Origin of the sequence: Rhodococcus sp. KBS0724 (assembly GCF_005938745.2) — a bacterium.
Taxonomy (GTDB): Bacteria; Actinomycetota; Actinomycetes; order Mycobacteriales; family Mycobacteriaceae; genus Rhodococcus_F.
Map to the genome: position 1 here is coordinate 4,234,107 of NZ_VCBX02000001.1, position 15,910 is coordinate 4,250,016.

Below are 15,910 nucleotides of genomic sequence, written 5' to 3' on the forward strand. Positions count from 1 at the left end.
CTATGCGGACTGGTTCTCGCTCATGCGCCAGCGAATGCCGGCCTCGAGGAAACCGTCGATGTCACCGTCGAGCACTGCGGACGGGTTGTTGACCTCGTATTCGGTGCGCAGGTCCTTGACCATCTGGTACGGGTGCAGGACGTACGAACGCATCTGGTTGCCCCACGAGCTTCCGCTGTCGCCCTTGAGCGCATCCATCTCGGCGCGCTCTTCCAGACGCTTGACCGCCAGCAGCTTTGCCTGCAGGACGCGCATCGCGGACACCTTGTTCTGGAGCTGCGACTTCTCGTTCTGACACGTCACGACGATGCCCGTCGGGATGTGCGTCAGGCGCACCGCCGAGTCGGTGGTGTTGACGGACTGACCACCGGGACCGGACGAGCGGTAGACATCGACGCGGATGTCGTTCTCGTTGATCTCGATGTGGTCGGTGGTCTCGACGACCGGCAGGACCTCGACCTCGGCAAACGACGTCTGGCGACGGCCCTGGTTGTCGAACGGGCTGATCCGGACGAGGCGGTGGGTGCCCATCTCCACAGACAGGGTGCCATAGGTGTACGGCCCCTTGATCGCGAATGTGGCGCTCTTGAGTCCGGCTTCTTCGGCATACGACGTGTCGTAGACCTCGACGCCGTAATCGTGCTTTTCCGCCCAACGGATGTACATGCGCATGAGCATCTCGGCCCAGTCTGCGGCGTCGACTCCGCCGGCGCCGGAGCGGATGTTGATCAGCGCGTCGCGCTCGTCGTACTCACCCGAGAGCATGGTCTTGACTTCCATCGCGGCGATGTCCTCGCGCAGGCTGGCGCGTTCGGCGTCGGCATCAGCGATCGCGTCAGGGCCTTCGTCCTCTGCCAATTCGTACAGAATCGGCATCTCGTCGAGCCTCTCGCGCAACGCCACGATTCGGCGAAGCTCCGATTGGGCATGCGACAGCTGGCTGGTTACTTGCTGAGCGTGGTCCTGGTCGTTCCACAAGCCCGGATCGGCAGCCTGATGCTCGAGCTCGTCGATGCGTCGACGCAGCTCTTCGACGTCCACGACCGACTCGCAGGTGCGAAGGGTGGTGTCGAGCGCGTTCAGGTCTGCAATTACGTCAGGATGCACGGTTCTCAAGGCTACCGGGTGTCCTCCCCTGCAATAACCGCGACTCGAACCAGGAACCGGACAAGAACCGAACAAGCACCGAACAAGCACCCAACAAGAAGGGCTTATCGATGACCGTCACCGACGAATACCTGCAGAACAACGCCGCATATGCCGAGCAGTTCTCCGGACCGCTCCCCCTCCCACCGAGTAAGCACGTTGCCGTTCTCGCCTGCATGGATGCGCGTCTGGACGTCTACCGGATGCTCGGCATCAAAGAGGGCGAATCACACGTCATTCGCAACGCCGGCGGTGTGGTCACCGACGACGAGATTCGGTCGCTTGCCATCAGCCAGCGCCTGCTCGGCACCACCGAGATCATCCTCATCCATCACACGGATTGCGGGATGCTGACGTTCACGGATGACAATTTCAAGCGCTCGATCCAGGACGAGATCGGCGTCAAACCGGCCTGGTCACCCGAATCGTTCCCCGACGTGGACGAAGACGTACGGCAATCGCTACGCCGAATCGAGAGCAGTCCGTTCATCACCGCGACAACCTCCCTGCGTGGATTTGTCTTCGATGTGGCGACCGGAAAGCTGAACGAAGTTCTGCCCGCGTAGGTAGGGCGCGCAGGTAGGGACTGTGCGGGCAAGACGGTAGGTTGTGTTCCCGTGACCGACCTCGCATCCGACCGCGTTTCCGATCTAGCGTCCGACCTAGCCTTGGCCCTGCGTCTCGCCGACGAGGCCGACGCGATCACTCGCGCCCGCTTCGGCGCTCTCGATCTGCGAGTGGACGACAAACCCGACCTCACACCGGTCTCCGACGCCGACCTCGCCGTCGAACGCGCCGTGCGAGCGACACTGTCCGAGGCTCGACCGGGCGACTCGGTGCTGGGTGAAGAGTTCGGCGGCGACGCGGTGTTCGACGGACGGCAGTGGGTGGTCGATCCGATCGACGGCACCAAGAACTTCGTACGTAACGTGCCGGTCTGGGCAACCCTGATCAGTTTGCTCGCGGACGGCGTTCCCGTCGTCGGCGTCGTCAGTGCACCCGCCCTGAACCGACGATGGTGGGCAGCAACAGGTTTGGGCGCCTTCACCTCCTACGACGGCGGCGACGCCCGAGCGATTCGAGTATCCGCCGTCGACCGCGGCGAATCGGCGAGCCTGAGCTTCTCGAGCCTGTCCGGGTGGAAGGACCGCGGAATCCGCGATCAGTTCATCGATCTCACCGATCATGTGTGGCGAGTACGCGGGTACGGAGACTTCTTCTCGTACTGCCTGGTCGCTGAAGGCGCAGTGGATATCGCTGCCGAACCCGAGGTTTCCCTATGGGACCTCGCTGCCTTGGACGTGTTGATCCGCGAAGCCGGTGGAACCTTTACCGACCTTGACGGCGGAACCGGCCCGCACGGCGGCAGCGCCGTTGCCACGAACGGCTTGCTGCACGAGGATGTGCTCGCGCGTCTGCGGTAGCTAGCCGGGTACCAGAACTCCCCACTCGCCGCAAGGGCCGTAGGGAGGAGCCCCGGCGGGTCCGTCGGCAGGATTCGTCACGGCATCTCGAACCGTTGACTTGAAGTAGTCGATCACGCACTACTTCAGGAGAATGATGAACCGGATTTCCCGGCGCACGATACTGTTCGGCCTTGCTGCCGCGCCCCTCGGACTTGCGGTGGGCTGCGGCGCCGACTCCGCAGGCGCATTACGGCCTACGGCAGCAGCAGGGTCTTCGCGTCCGTTACCGATTCCGCCGCTGGCTCCATCAACTGTCGACGACTCCGGCGTCCGCCACTTCACACTCCGCGCCGCTGCCGGAACCACCGAGATTGTCGCGGGAAAGCTCACCGACACTTGGGGGTTCAACGGATCCATCCTGGGACCGACTGTTCGAGCCGCACGCGGAGAATCTGTGGCATTCACGATCGACAACACACTGACAGAGCCCACGACCGTCCATTGGCACGGCATGCACCTGCCCGCTCGGTTCGACGGTGGCCCGCACCAGACCATCGAAGCCGGCGGTCGCTGGGAACCGGCGTGGACGATCGACCAAGCGGCCTCGACGCTCTGGTATCACCCGCACCCGCACGGATCCACCGAACGGCACGTACAGCGCGGACTAGCCGGACTGTTCCTGATCGACGACGCCGACACCGATAGGCTGGACATCCCCAAAACCTATGGGATTGATGATGTTCCGCTGATAATCCAGGATCGCCGATTCCGCGCCGACGGCAGTTTCGACGAATCCGATCCGACCGACGTCGGCTTGCTGGGCGACACGATCGTCACCAATGGCATCTCCGACGCCTACTTCGACGTCACCACCGGGGTTGTGCGACTGCGCATCCTGAACGGCTCCTCCGGTCGTCTCTACAACCTGGGGTTCCCCGACGACCGGTCTTTCGATCTGATCGCCACCGACGGCGGACTGCTCGAATCACCGATTCCGATCAAGCGGATTCAGCTCAGCCCCGGCGAACGAGTCGAGGTCGTAGTTCGCGTCGATCCCGGTGCGACGACCACATTGGTGTCGTTTCCGATCGAGAACAGTGGTGGGGTGAATTTCTCCGACGCAGAGAACTTCGGCATGAACGACCGCTTCGACATCGTCGAACTTCGAGGCGTCGGCACCCGCGTGTCACGGTCGACCCTCCCGCCGCAGTTGGCCACCTTGTCGCGCCTCGAGCCGTCGACTGCAAGTGTTTCCCGGTCCTTCGATCTGCAGTGGTACATGATCAACGGACAACGAATGGACATGAACCGCATCGACTTCGAAGCCGTGGTCGGGGCCACCGAAGTGTGGACGATCACCAACAAGGACAACTGGCCGCACAACTTCCACGTCCACGACGTGCAATTCCAGGTCCTCGACGTCGACGGCCGAACTCCCCCACCGCACCTGCGTGGCCTCAAGGACACCGTCTACACGCCTCCGGGCAGCAGTATTCGCGTCGCACTGCAGTGGTCCGAATACACCGATCCCACTGTGCCGTACATGTTCCACTGCCACCTGCTGATGCACGAGGATCAAGGCATGATGGGCCAATTCCTCGTCCTCGAACCGGGACAGAAAGCTGCGCCGATGCAGATGGACATGGAGATGGACATGCACACCGGTCATTGACGGTTCTGTAAGTGGTACACGGCAAGGCGGACCCGATTGTCGCAGCCCGTCTTCGACATCAGGTTTGCCACATGAGTCTTGACCGTCGTCACACCCAAATGCAGCACGTCCCCGATTTCCTGATTGCTCTTCCCTTCCGCAACCAGGGCGAGAACCTGCGATTCGCGTTCGGTCAGCGAAACCGCCTCTGTCACAGCAGTGCCCGCGGCGGCGCCAATCACCGCTCGATCCACGACGCGGCGAAGCAGTTCCGGGGAGAACACCATCTCGCCCTCGGCTACCCGGCGAATGGCACCGAGCAACTCGGCAGGTTCGGTGTCCTTGACGAGAAACCCCGAAGCACCGGCAGCAAGCGCGGGATACAGATGATCGTCGTCGTCGAAAGTGGTGAGCACGAGAATGCGTGAGCGCCGCCCGGACTTGACTATCTGCCGGGTGGCATCGATCCCGTCGAGGCCGGGCATCCTCAAGTCCATCAGGATCACGTCGGGATCCAGTTCAGCAGCAAGCGCTATCGCCTCGACGCCGTTCGACGCCTCACCGGATATGGTCATATCCTCGGCCGCAGTGCACAGCATCCGCAAACCGGCGCGCACAAGTCGCTGGTCGTCGACGACCAACACAGTGATCACGAGTCGCCACCCTCGGCTACCAGCGGAATACTCACGTATAACTCCCATCTGCCGTCACCGAGCGTGCCGGCGGTCATCTCACCGCCGACCAACTTTGCACGCTCCCTCATTCCGACGAGGCCGTGTCCGGCGCCCTTCGCCGATCCATCGAAATTGTTGCTCACCCTGACCTCGACCCGACCGTCCTTGCGCCGCACAGATACCGAGACGGGTTCCTTCTTGCGTCCGTGCTTCATGACGTTGGTCAGCGATTCCTGAATTACCCGCAACAACGTCAGCCGGCCGATGGCGTCGAGGTCAGCGGCGCCCGACTCGACGTGCGCCTGAACCTGGAAGTCGGCTGCACGGACACGATCGACCGCGGCCTCGATTTCCGCACCGACGGCGTCCGGTTCGACCAGAGCAACCTCGCCGAGCGAGGGATCGCGCAATGCGACGAGAAGGCGGCGAATATCGGTCAGCGCATCCGATGCCGTCGCATGCACGTCGGTGAGGACTTCCTGCACGGCTTCGTCCTGCGGTGCCAATACGTGTTGAGCGACTCCGATTCTCAGGACGATCGACGCCATGTGGTGCGCAACGAGGTCATGCAATTCGCGGGCGAGCGCACTGCGCTCCGCTGCGCGGGTCTGCGCGAGATTATTCGCGGCCAATTCACGCTGCGAGCGCAGATACAATCCGAGCAGCAGCGGCAAACCCACGTATGCAAGCACTTTCACAGCAGTGGTGACCGACCAGAATGCGTCGTGAGATTCGAACCAGATCCCTGCCAGTACGGAACCGCACCACCCGGTTGCCGATACGGCGACCAGTTCCCGGCGCTCGGCCCGCATCGTGACGTCGACAACGGCTACCGCGCCGAGATACGGGACAAGTTCGGACAGCCCCCACGCGTCGGCGACGAACATCGGAACGGCGAGCGCCGAGATGGCCAGGGACGCGAGGACCGGCCATCGACGGCCGGTGACGAAGACGAGCACCGACAGCATCGAGAAGATCCAGTAGGTGACGGGGACCCGATACTCCCCGGGATACGTGCTGGCGATCAGCAGGCAAGGAACCACCACCAACGGCACGTAGCGCACATACCGCTGAATCCGATCTGGCACCTCTGTCCGGTTCACCTGTCGAGCCTATGACGTGCGTCATTTTGCCGTTTCTCGACAACTGACCTTACTCCCGAGTAAGATAAGGGAGTCCAACGCCCCGACACCGAGAAACCCCTGGTGATCATGACCAAGCAAGACAGTGTGGCCCCGAGCAAGAGCCATGCCACGGCGCACCCTCGCGACACGTCCGCAGTCGGCCTCAACCCCGTCAAACGCGATGCGATGGGTGCTGCCATGCGCGTGCTGACCAAGATCACCGGTTCTGAGTTCGCAGACAAGTTCAACCTGCGCCAGACTATCGACCGGGTTACCTACGAGGGCACCAAGACCGGCTTCAAGACTCTCGGCGCCGCTACGCGTGGCTTCAAGAAGGTCGCCGGCAACGACGCTCCCAAGCGGTTGCCGGACAACCCCGCCAAGAACGCCGACTACTTCGATCTGACGCCCGACGACGACCAGAAGATGATCGTCGAGACCGTGCGCGAGTTCGCGTCGGAAATCCTGCGCACCGCAGCACACGACGCCGATGAGGCCGCTGCCGCTCCCGCCGATCTGACGAAGCGCGCAGCCGAACTCGGGATCACCTTGATCAACGTCCCCGAGGAACTCGACGGCGCCGCATCCGATCGTGGCGCGGTCACCAACTCGCTTGTTGCCGAAGCACTCTCACACGGAGACATGGGGCTGGCGCTGCCGATCCTCGCTCCCAGCGGCGTAGCCGTAGCCCTCACTCAGTGGGGCACCGACGCGCAGCAGAAGACGTACCTCCCCGCATTCACCGGTGAACAGGTTCCCGGCGCCGCAGTGGTAGTCAACGAGCCTCGCGCACTGTTCGATCCCTTTGCTCTGCAGACCAAAGCTGTTCGCTCCCCCAGCGGATACCGACTCAACGGTGTCAAGAGCCTGGTACCGGCCGCCGCGACATCGGAACTTTTTGTCATCGCCGCGGAACTCGACGGCAAGCCGTCCTTCTTCATCGTGGAGTCGGACACCAAAGGCCTTGTCGTCGAAGCTGATCCCAGTATGGGACTGCGGGCCGCATCGCTGGGCCGCTTGATCCTCACCGATGTCTCGGTTCCGGAATCCGCACTTCTCGGCGACGGCAACGCTGATCAGCGTAAGGCCGAATACGCCGACGCGATCCGCCTCGCCCGCCTCGGTTGGGCGTCGATGGCGGTAGGCACCAGCCAGGCTGTCCTGGACTACGTGATTCCGTACGTGAACGAGCGCGAAGCCTTCGGTGAGCCGATCAGCCATCGTCAGGCAGTTGCCTTCATGGTGGCCAACATCGCCATCGAACTGGACGGGATGCGTCTGGTCACGCTACGCGGCGCTTCGCGCGCCGAGCAGGGGTTGTCCTTTGCTCGTGAATCCGCCCTGGCCCGGAAGCTGGCTTCCGAGAAGGGCATGCAGATCGGCCTCGACGGTGTGCAACTCCTCGGTGGACACGGATTCACCAAGGAACATCCGGTCGAGCGCTGGTACCGCGATCTTCGAGCCATCGGCGTTGCCGAGGGCATTGTCCTCATCTGACGCCGCTGACTTTCCAGGAGAACCACGATGATCAATCTCGAACTTCCCAAGAAGCTCAAAGCATCCGCGAACCAGGCGCATCAGGTCGCAGCTCAGATCTTCCGACCCATCTCGCGTAAATACGATCTAGCCGAACACGAATACCCGGTCGAACTCGACACGATGGCCGCCATGGTCGAGGGTCTGTCCGACTCCGGTGGCGACATCGGCGGCGCTGCCGGCGGCCGAGCGGATTCCGGTAAGACCGGCAACGCCAACGGTGGCAATATGTCGGCACTGCTCAACTCCCTCGAAACCTCTTGGGGCGACGTTGGTCTCATGCTCTCGATCCCTTACCAGGGACTCGGCAACGCGGCCATCGCGGCCGTCTCCACCGACGAGCAACTCGAACGGTTCGGCAAGGTATGGGCTTCGATGGCCATCACCGAGCCCAGCTTCGGATCCGACTCGGCAGCGGTCACCACCACAGCTGTTCTGGACGGTGACGAGTGGGTTCTCAACGGCGAGAAGATCTTTGTCACCGCCGGTGAGCGTTCCACGCACATCGTCGTCTGGGCGTCAGTCGACAAGTCCAAGGGCCGGGCGGCAATCAAGTCATTTGTCGTGCCGCGTGACGCGCCGGGCCTGAGCGTCGCTCGTCTCGAGCACAAACTGGGTATCAAAGCGTCCGACACCGCCGTACTGCTGCTCCAGGACTGCCGAATCCCCGCGGACAACATCCTCGGCAGCGCAGAGGTCAACGTCGAGAAGGGCTTTGCCGGCGTCATGCAGACGTTCGACAACACCCGTCCGATGGTCGCCGCGATGGCTATCGGCGTCGGCCGCGCCGCCCTCGAAGAATTGCGCACCATCTTTACGGAAGCGGGCGTCGAGGTCTCGTACGACACACCGGCCTACAACCAGCACGCGGCAGCCGCCGAGTTCCTTCGGATGGAAGCTGATTGGGAAGCTGCCTACCTGCTCGCACTGCGCGCGGCCTGGATGGCGGACAACAAGAAGCCGAACTCCCTCGAGGCATCGATGTCCAAGGCCAAGGCCGGCCGCACGGGCACCGACATCACCCTCAAGGCAGTGGAACTCGCCGGAACGTACGGCTACTCACAGCGTCCGTTGCTCGAGAAGTGGGGTCGAGACTCCAAGATCCTCGACATCTTCGAGGGTACTCAGCAGATTCAGCAGCTGATCATCGCTCGTCGTCTGCTGGGTAAGACCTCTGCCGAACTGAAGTAAAACAAGGCACCGAGATCGTCGGTGAAAGTCTCTGATTTCGATTAGTCTGAGATCCGGTCCTTTCACCGACGCTCGGAAGAGGTTTACCCATGCCCGGATTGGCCACCAAGATCGCAGACACCATCGGCGCCGTGGGAGTAATGGCTCGAGCGGGCCTGATTCCATTTCCCCGCCTCGACAAGGGCCTGAAATCCATTGCAGCCGTGGACAAATACGGCCCCTTTGCCGGACCCGTCCATGCGCATGCAGAAGGTGGTCTCGACGCGGTAGCCATCATCGACGAACGTGGATCCATCACGTATACCGAACTGGAACGACAGAGCAACGCACTCGTTCGGGCCTGGCAGGCCGACGGCATCACATCCGAATCCGTAATGGGCGCTATGTGCCGGAACCATCGAGGCCTGGTTCTGACCATGCTCGCGGCAGCCAAGAACGGCACCAAACTTGTCCTCATGAACACGGGCTTTGCGCGCCCTCAACTGGTCGACGTCGCGGCCCGTGAAAATGTCGCGGCATTCGTCTACGACGACGAGTTCACCGAAGTCGCCGACGCCCTCCCCGCGGCCAGCAGACGATACCGATCCTGGACAGAGCGGGAAAACACCACCATCCGCACCCTCGATGACGTCATTGCGGGTCGAAGCACCTCCGCGGTGCCCGCGCCGGAGCGCAATGGTGGGTTTGTACTTCTGACCAGCGGAACCACCGGAACCCCGAAAGGCGCGCCGCGCAGCCACACGTCACCGTTGGCGTCGGCGCAGTTCCTCGACCGGGTACCACTGCGCCGCGGGCAGACGATGATGATGGCAGCACCCGCGTTCCACGGCACCGGCGTCTCCCAGTTCGCGCTCGCGCTCGGATTGGGACAGACCGTCGTGATGCATCGGAAATTCGACCCCGAGAACACGATCAGGCTTGTGGCGCAACACAAGTGCGACAGCCTTGTCGTGGTTCCGACTATGCTGACCCGCATCATCGACCTCGGCCCCGAAGTACTGTCGAAGTACGACACTTCACATCTGAAGATCATTTTCTCCGCCGGGTCGTCGCTCTCACCCGATCTGTGCAAACGAGTAACGGAGGCATTCGGCTACGTTCTCTATAACCTGTACGGATCCACCGAAGTAGCGGTCGCCACTGTCGCCACACCCGAAGATCTCACCATCGCACCGGGCACCGCCGGCCGGGCGCCCGTCACGTGCCACGTCGAACTGTTCGACGACAAAAACCAGAAAATCAACTCCCCCCACACAATCGGGCGAATCTTCGTCTCGAGCGGCCTCAGCTTCGAGGGGTACACAGACGGCCGCGACAAGGAGCGCATCAACGGACTCCTCTCCACCGGCGACGTCGGGCACTTCGACGCCAACGGTCTACTGTTTGTCGACGGCCGCGACGACGACATGATCGTCTCCGGCGGCGAAAATGTGTATCCCCTCGAAGTCGAGAACCTACTTGCTGATCACGCGGATGTACTGGAAGCTGCGGTAATCGGTGTGGAGGACGCAGACTTCGGGCACCGACTGCGCGCGTTTGTCGTCATCGCCCCCGGCGCAGACAAGAACGCCGAGGATCTGAAAACGCATGTTCGTTCCAACTTGGCGCGCTACAAGGTGCCCCGTGAAATCCTGTTCATCGACGAACTCCCCCGCAATGCAACGGGAAAGCTGTTGCGCCGCGTACTGATCGAGATGGACGTCGACGAACACTAGCCTTCACCGGTGCGATCGTCACAGCGCCGTGAGTGCACTGATCAACTCCACCTCGTCCACCCGCGTCGAGTGCCCGTCGCGAATGACAACCTCACCGGCAACCAGAACGGTGTCGACGATCTGCCGGGTGCCGGTCGTGAGAATGGATGCACCCGGGTCGCGCACCGGCAGGCATCCGAAGTCTCTCTCGAACCGAATCATGGTGAGATCAGCAGCATCTCCCACCGACACACCGCCGGATCGCGGCGGCAAGCCGAGCGCACTGTTGGCGCCGCCGGTAGCGATATCGAGCATGACACCAAAACCGAGCAGGTCCGCACGTGATCGGGTGGCCCGCTGCACGTAGGCACCGGTACGCAGGGTTTCGAGCATGTCCTGCGTGTCGTTACTGGCTGCGCCGTCCACCCCCAGACCCACAGCGAGACCAGCTTCGAGGAAACTCGGAACCGGCGCAACCCCGCTACCGAGTCGCATGTTGCTCACCGGGTTGTACGAGACACCAACTCCCCTCTCTGCCAGCACTTTTTGACCACGATCATCGAGTTCGACACAATGAACCGCGAGAACTCGATCCCACAGGAAATCATTCGAGTCCAGAAACTCGACCGCACCCATCCCCGCATGTTCGGTGCACATCATATTGTCGGTCTGAGTCTCGAGAAGATGTATCGATACGGTCAGTCCTCGCGCCTGCGCGAATTCCCGCACCTGCGCCATCCCCTCCGGAGTGAGCGATCGCGGATTCGGCACTGCCACAGCAGCATCGATGCGCGAACCGGCGACATCTCGCATTATCTGATCGGTGTGGGCGAGGACGTCGCCGAGTGGCTGCAAAAGCCTGGGATCGAACCCCCACTTACGCGTCGGGTCCGAGCGATCCCCCACCCCGCGACCCAGAAGGGCACGAATCCCCGTGTCCCGCAATCCCCGGATGACGGCGTCGTGGACCTCGCTCGACGGGTGCGGCCACATGTGTTCCACCAAGGTTGTGGTGCCGCTCCGCAGGGCCTCCAGGCTGGCCGCAACTGTTGCGGTATATGCCTTCTCCGGAGTGATCAGCACCGATTCCTCGGCAACGGCCAGCAGCCATTCGAGTAGTGGGGTTCCCTCCGCGATACCTCGCATCAGCGACTGCTGGATGTGCGTGTGGGTGTTGACGAATCCGGGAATCAGGTACGCCCCGGACCCGTCCACCCTCCCGGAGTTCGGGCCGCTCGGAGCCGCGGTACCGCGCGACGCCTCGATCGCGGTGACAATTCCGTCCGTCACAACGACGTCGCGACCTTCGAGCCAATGCCTGCCGCTGTAGACAGTGACATCGGTGATGGTGGTGCTGGCGGGTGCGGTACTCATCGTTTTCTCCGTATCTTCGGTCGCCTCAGCGGGCGAAGTTGGCGTTCACGCGCTGGTAGATGTAGTCCTCGGCGGTGATCGGCGGATACTTCCCGGCCGGACCTTCGATCACGATGTCGCGGTTGGCCTGCGCGAAGAATGCCAGGCTGTATCGAGGGCCGCGGTAGTCGTCCGGGCCAGGGCTCTTGACGCGATGGAAGTTCGACGGCAGTACATCGTCGCTCCATCGCATCAGCATGTCACCGATGTTGCAGGTGATGGCTTCCTCGGCGGGTTCCACCGACGTCCATTCCTGGGTCTCCATCTCCTTTCCTGGGCACAACTGCAGTCCGCCCTGACCGTCGCGTTGGAAAAGCAACGTCAGGCAGTCGAAATCGGTGTGGGCGCCGGCCCGCCACATTCCCTCGACATCGGCATCCGGAGCAAGCGGGAAGTAGTGCAGCAACCGGAGAGTGCTCTGGTAGCTGGCGAGAGACGGATCGTGAGCCTTCGTGAAGAAGTCGCGCTCGAATCCGAGTTTGTCAGCGAAGCACGACAGCAGTGCCATCGCGACGCCCCAGCATCGTGACTCGAAGTCGAGAATAGTTTCGCGGAAACCCGCAAGTTCCTCGTCCGTGGGCCACAGGTCACCCATGTGGGGCCGAGTTACCTGGTAGGACTCCTTCTGGTCGGGCGTCCCGATCGACGGCCGCACTTGCGACATGCTCTCCCAGCCGGAATTGAATCCCCTCTTCAGCGGATACTGGGCCTTGACCTCGCTTTGCAGCGCAAAGAAGTTCTCGGTCGCGGCAAACGCCTTGCGCACTTCACCGATGTCGATTCCGTGGTTGATTACCTGAAAGAATCCGATATCCGTTGCAGCCGACCATAACTCGTCGGCTATTTCACTTCGACGGTTCTCGAAATCGGAGAGATCGATCCGACGCACTTCGCGGTCGGTTGTTTCGGTACCAAGGCCGCCCATACGGCTCTCGCGGTTGAGTTCTGTCATCTCGTACGTCATGATTTTCCAGGCTCCTGATCAGCGGATTCCGATGGACGGATTGGTGAACTGGTTGGTATAGATCTGCTGCGCGGTCAGTGAATCCGGAATCGCGGCACCGCCTGCCACCAGGACGGGCGTCAGGTCAGCGACGTTTCGGGCGACTCGGGCCATGTCATAGGTTCCCACAGAACCGTCGGCCTCGTTTGCAATCAATCCTTCGTCCTTCAACATCTGAGCACTGAAGGCAGCTTCGCCCTCGGTGTAGGGGCTGAACGAAATATCCTGCGAGACAACGTCGACGATCGTGTCATTCGCCGCGCCCGGATCACTGATGTAGTCGGCGCTCGCCTGCTGGATGATCGGTACCAACTTGGTCAGGCACGACGAGAGCGATTCTACTTTGTCGGCGCGGACCGACACGTTGGACGCATAGATATCGAAGCCCGAATCCTTCAGCAGGTCAAAGGAAACCGGCTTGTCCCATGCCGGGGTCTCGTTCTCGTACGTATACGGTTCGGAATTCGCGAACCCCTGCTGCGCAATGGTCGGATCGCCGACGAAACGCGACGGTGCGCCGTCGTAACTCGTGTCGAGTTGCGACTGCTTCAACAACCCCTTCGCAACCAGCCACTGCGGAAACAACTGTTCCTTCGAGACCACGACGCTTGCATCGGTTTTCCCGATATCGGCAACACTCTTCCACTCGGGGTGCGACGCGGGGTCCCACATCACGATTGCCGGACTGTACTTGAGCAGTGGGGTCACCGCCATGACGGGCTGGCTCGCCGACGCGGCAATCACCTGGTCGCCATGGATCAGCCCCAGCGTGATCGAATCGTCGACGTACATCTGAGAACTGACGGACTGAAATCCGATAGCGGGGCCGCCGGCCCGAAGTGTGAGATCGACGCCGGTATCCTTGCCGCCCGCGACCAGAGTGCCGCTGACCGACTTGTCGTCGGTATCGACCGTATATCCCGGCCCGAGCATCTCGAACAGCGCGCCCATATCCGACTGGGGCTGCCATTGCAGCTGCACTACAACGTTTTCCGGGCACGCTCCGGCAAGCATCTGTGCTTCCGCCGCCGGTTCGAGCGCCTCTGACGCAACTGCCGTGTCGGCGTCACTCGAACTGCATGCACTCAATCCGAATGCAGCAAGCAGTGCGAGGGCGATACTGGCGGTTCCCACAGTTGTGCGATTGGGACTCACGGGGTTCTCCTCGAATGACTCTTGAATGAACTAGCTCTGACATGCAGATTGTGGATGAGCAGAGTCTGTATCACTTCGATTACATGCAGATTCCGCATTGTTTCTCGCAGGTTAAACATTCGAGATAACCAATTTACCTGCGATGTCACAGCCAATTAACACTGAGAAATCCGCACGACATACATGCAATCCAAACTCGAACGCAGCAGAATACAGATATTTTGCATGCATCACACGATCCGGAGGCACGGATGAAACTCGCAAACACGATGCAGGACACCGACGCACGCAGACTGACCACGTCCATGCAGATGGCCTTCACCGATGTCGTGAAGAAGTTCGACACCGGCACGGTGGCACTGGACGGCATCAACCTCGATGTGCGTCGTGGCGACTTCGTGGCCGTGGTCGGCCCGTCCGGCTGCGGAAAGTCGACACTGTTGCGCATGGCAGCCGGTCTCGAGCGCCCTACCAGTGGATCCGTTGCACTCGACACCGAGTCAGTTGGCTTCATCTTCCAGGAACCGACGCTGTTGCCGTGGCGAACAGTGCAATCCAATGTCGAGTTGTCGGCCGAGTTGGGCGGTGTACCCAAAGCTCTCCGTCGTGAACGCGGCACCGACGCCATCAATGCAGTCGGCCTGCGCGACTTCTCGGGGCAACTGCCCAATGCACTGTCCGGCGGCATGAAGATGCGAGTGTCTCTCGCCCGGGCTCTGACCCTGGCTCCGGAGGTCATGCTCCTGGACGAGCCGTTCGGCGCTCTCGACGAAATGACTCGCCTCGACATGCAGGTCGAACTTCAACGGCTGTACGCGGACAAGGGATTCACCGCGATGTTCATCACGCATTCGGTGTCCGAGGCGGTGTACCTCGCCAACAAGGTTGTCATCATGACCGCGCGACCTGGTCGCATCCATTCTGTCGTCGACATCGACTTTCCTTACCCACGCAGCCCGGAACTGCGGTACGACGCCCGCTTCACCGAATACGTCGCCGAAATTTCGGCCAGTCTGCACGGGAGCATCCGATGACCGAAGCACTCACACTTCGTCGCGAAGCAGTAAGCACCGCAGCAACTTCCCTACCCACGCAGTCCTGGAAGCCACGCCTGAAGAAAATCGGGAGCATAATCCTGTTTCCCCTTCTCTCGTTGGCCGGCGCCCTCGCACTCTGGTCGATAGTGAGCAACCTAGTCCTCTCACCCGAACGCCAGTTCATGCTGCCGCCACCCAGTCGAGTGCTCACGCAGTCGCTACTCGACTGGAAACACTTGGGCCCGATGCTCGAAGCTCTGGCCGTCACCGCACAGGTCGCGGCTGTGGGCTTTGTCGTCGCCGTTGCGATCGGCGTCGGAACCGGTGTGCTGATGAGTCAGGCCAAGTGGATCGAACGGATCGTCTACCCGTATGCCGTTGTGCTTCAGGTCATTCCCATTCTCGCGATCGTCCCGTTGATCGGCCTGTGGTTCGGCTACGGCATGACTGCCCGCACCTTGGTGTGTGTACTGATCGCAGCGTTCCCCATCATCACGAACACCCACTTCGGTTTGCAGTCCGTCGACCGGGGACTGCACGAACTCTTCACTCTCGGACGCGCATCCCGCTGGGACCGGCTGGTAAAGCTCGAACTGCGGGCTGCGATGCCTGCCATTCTGACCGGCATCCGCACCGCGTCCGGACTGGTCGTTGTCGGCGCCATTATCGGCGACATGTTCTTCGCGAAAGGACAGCCAGGCATCGGCACCCTTCTCGACGTCTACCGCAGCCGACTCCAGTCCGAGGATCTGATCGGCGCAATCGTCATCGCATCGCTTTTCGGCGTTCTGGTCTTCTCCGTCTTCGGATACCTCGCCCGCGTGCTGGTCGGTAAGTGGCACACGTCAGGCCGCTGATCGACTTGCTCTTACTTGAAAAG

At 61.7% G+C, this 15,910-nt stretch carries 14 protein-coding genes; 8 read left to right on the forward strand and 6 right to left on the reverse strand.

Annotation, left to right across the window (positions count from 1 at the left end):
• Entirely contained in the window at positions 1–1,107 is a 1,107-nt protein-coding gene (prfB, locus tag FFI94_RS19535; RefSeq protein WP_033231132.1) for a peptide chain release factor 2, read from the reverse strand.
• A 110-nt stretch (positions 1,108–1,217) separates the two neighbouring features.
• Between prfB and FFI94_RS19540 the strand changes: the two genes are divergently transcribed.
• The 3 genes from FFI94_RS19540 to FFI94_RS19550 all read left to right on the forward strand — a co-directional run bounded on the left by FFI94_RS19540 (position 1,218) and on the right by FFI94_RS19550 (position 4,224).
• Complete coding sequence (locus FFI94_RS19540; protein ID WP_138869287.1) at positions 1,218–1,712, forward strand: carbonic anhydrase; 495 nt, start codon at positions 1,218–1,220, stop codon at positions 1,710–1,712.
• A gap of 51 nt (positions 1,713–1,763) precedes the next feature.
• Entirely contained in the window at positions 1,764–2,570 is an 807-nt protein-coding gene (gene hisN / locus FFI94_RS19545) for a histidinol-phosphatase (protein WP_138869288.1), read from the forward strand.
• Positions 2,571–2,706: 136 nt separating this feature from the next.
• On the forward strand, positions 2,707–4,224 hold the full coding sequence (locus FFI94_RS19550; protein WP_138869289.1) for a multicopper oxidase family protein: 1,518 nt from the start codon (positions 2,707–2,709) through the stop codon (positions 4,222–4,224).
• On the opposite strand, the gene FFI94_RS19555 is transcribed toward FFI94_RS19550, so the two are convergent.
• Together FFI94_RS19555 and FFI94_RS19560 are read right to left on the reverse strand one after the other, a co-directional pair.
• Positions 4,218–4,856 (reverse strand): response regulator transcription factor, encoded by a 639-nt coding sequence (locus FFI94_RS19555; protein ID WP_138869290.1) that lies wholly within the window; start codon positions 4,854–4,856, stop codon positions 4,218–4,220. The genes FFI94_RS19550 and FFI94_RS19555 overlap by 7 nt on opposite strands.
• Positions 4,853–5,980 (reverse strand): sensor histidine kinase, encoded by a 1,128-nt coding sequence (locus FFI94_RS19560; protein WP_260684211.1) that lies wholly within the window; start codon positions 5,978–5,980, stop codon positions 4,853–4,855. The genes FFI94_RS19555 and FFI94_RS19560 overlap by 4 nt, the downstream gene beginning before the upstream one ends.
• Before the next feature lie 102 nt (positions 5,981–6,082).
• Here FFI94_RS19560 and FFI94_RS19565 point away from each other — a divergent pair, with 102 nt between their 5' ends.
• The 3 genes from FFI94_RS19565 (at position 6,083) to FFI94_RS19575 (ending at position 10,443) form a co-directional block, all read left to right on the forward strand.
• Positions 6,083–7,498, forward strand: coding sequence for an acyl-CoA dehydrogenase family protein (locus FFI94_RS19565; protein WP_138869291.1), 1,416 nt, complete (start codon positions 6,083–6,085; stop codon positions 7,496–7,498).
• Between the two features lie 27 nt (positions 7,499–7,525).
• On the forward strand, positions 7,526–8,728 hold the full coding sequence (locus tag FFI94_RS19570; protein WP_138869292.1) for an acyl-CoA dehydrogenase family protein: 1,203 nt from the start codon (positions 7,526–7,528) through the stop codon (positions 8,726–8,728).
• 89 nt (positions 8,729–8,817) lie between these two features.
• A complete protein-coding gene (locus FFI94_RS19575) occupies positions 8,818–10,443 on the forward strand; it encodes an acyl-CoA synthetase (RefSeq protein ID WP_138869293.1) in 1,626 nt (541 codons plus the stop codon).
• A gap of 18 nt (positions 10,444–10,461) precedes the next feature.
• On the opposite strand, the gene FFI94_RS19580 is transcribed toward FFI94_RS19575, so the two are convergent.
• The 3 genes from FFI94_RS19580 to FFI94_RS19590 are packed head-to-tail and all read right to left on the reverse strand — an operon-like array spanning position 10,462 to position 13,993.
• Complete coding sequence (locus FFI94_RS19580) at positions 10,462–11,796, reverse strand: amidohydrolase family protein (protein WP_138869294.1); 1,335 nt, start codon at positions 11,794–11,796, stop codon at positions 10,462–10,464.
• A 25-nt stretch (positions 11,797–11,821) separates the two neighbouring features.
• Positions 11,822–12,799, reverse strand: coding sequence for an isopenicillin N synthase family oxygenase (locus tag FFI94_RS19585; protein WP_138869295.1), 978 nt, complete (start codon positions 12,797–12,799; stop codon positions 11,822–11,824).
• A gap of 18 nt (positions 12,800–12,817) precedes the next feature.
• Positions 12,818–13,993, reverse strand: coding sequence for a nitrate ABC transporter substrate-binding protein (locus FFI94_RS19590; RefSeq protein ID WP_138869296.1), 1,176 nt, complete (start codon positions 13,991–13,993; stop codon positions 12,818–12,820).
• A gap of 251 nt (positions 13,994–14,244) precedes the next feature.
• Here FFI94_RS19590 and FFI94_RS19595 point away from each other — a divergent pair, with 251 nt between their 5' ends.
• Both FFI94_RS19595 and FFI94_RS19600 read left to right on the forward strand, forming a co-directional pair.
• Positions 14,245–15,027, forward strand: coding sequence for an ABC transporter ATP-binding protein (locus FFI94_RS19595; RefSeq protein ID WP_138869297.1), 783 nt, complete (start codon positions 14,245–14,247; stop codon positions 15,025–15,027).
• Complete coding sequence (locus FFI94_RS19600) at positions 15,024–15,887, forward strand: ABC transporter permease (RefSeq protein ID WP_138869298.1); 864 nt, start codon at positions 15,024–15,026, stop codon at positions 15,885–15,887. Before FFI94_RS19595 ends, FFI94_RS19600 begins: the two co-directional genes overlap by 4 nt.
• The last annotated feature ends 23 nt before the right edge of the window (positions 15,888–15,910 follow it).

Excerpts from the sequence above, each read along its gene's own strand:
- FFI94_RS19540 (WP_138869287.1), top strand. The coding sequence starts at position 1,218 with ATGACCGTCACCGACGAATACCTGCAGAACAACGCCGCATATGCCGAG.
- FFI94_RS19550 (WP_138869289.1), top strand. The coding sequence starts at position 2,707 with ATGAACCGGATTTCCCGGCGCACGATACTGTTCGGCCTTGCTGCCGCG.
- FFI94_RS19570 (WP_138869292.1), top strand. The coding sequence starts at position 7,526 with ATGATCAATCTCGAACTTCCCAAGAAGCTCAAAGCATCCGCGAACCAG.
- FFI94_RS19575 (WP_138869293.1), top strand. The coding sequence starts at position 8,818 with ATGCCCGGATTGGCCACCAAGATCGCAGACACCATCGGCGCCGTGGGA.
- FFI94_RS19580 (WP_138869294.1), bottom strand. The coding sequence starts at position 11,796 with ATGAGTACCGCACCCGCCAGCACCACCATCACCGATGTCACTGTCTAC.
- FFI94_RS19585 (WP_138869295.1), bottom strand. The coding sequence starts at position 12,799 with ATGACGTACGAGATGACAGAACTCAACCGCGAGAGCCGTATGGGCGGC.
- FFI94_RS19595 (WP_138869297.1), top strand. The coding sequence starts at position 14,245 with ATGAAACTCGCAAACACGATGCAGGACACCGACGCACGCAGACTGACC.
- FFI94_RS19600 (WP_138869298.1), top strand. The coding sequence starts at position 15,024 with ATGACCGAAGCACTCACACTTCGTCGCGAAGCAGTAAGCACCGCAGCA.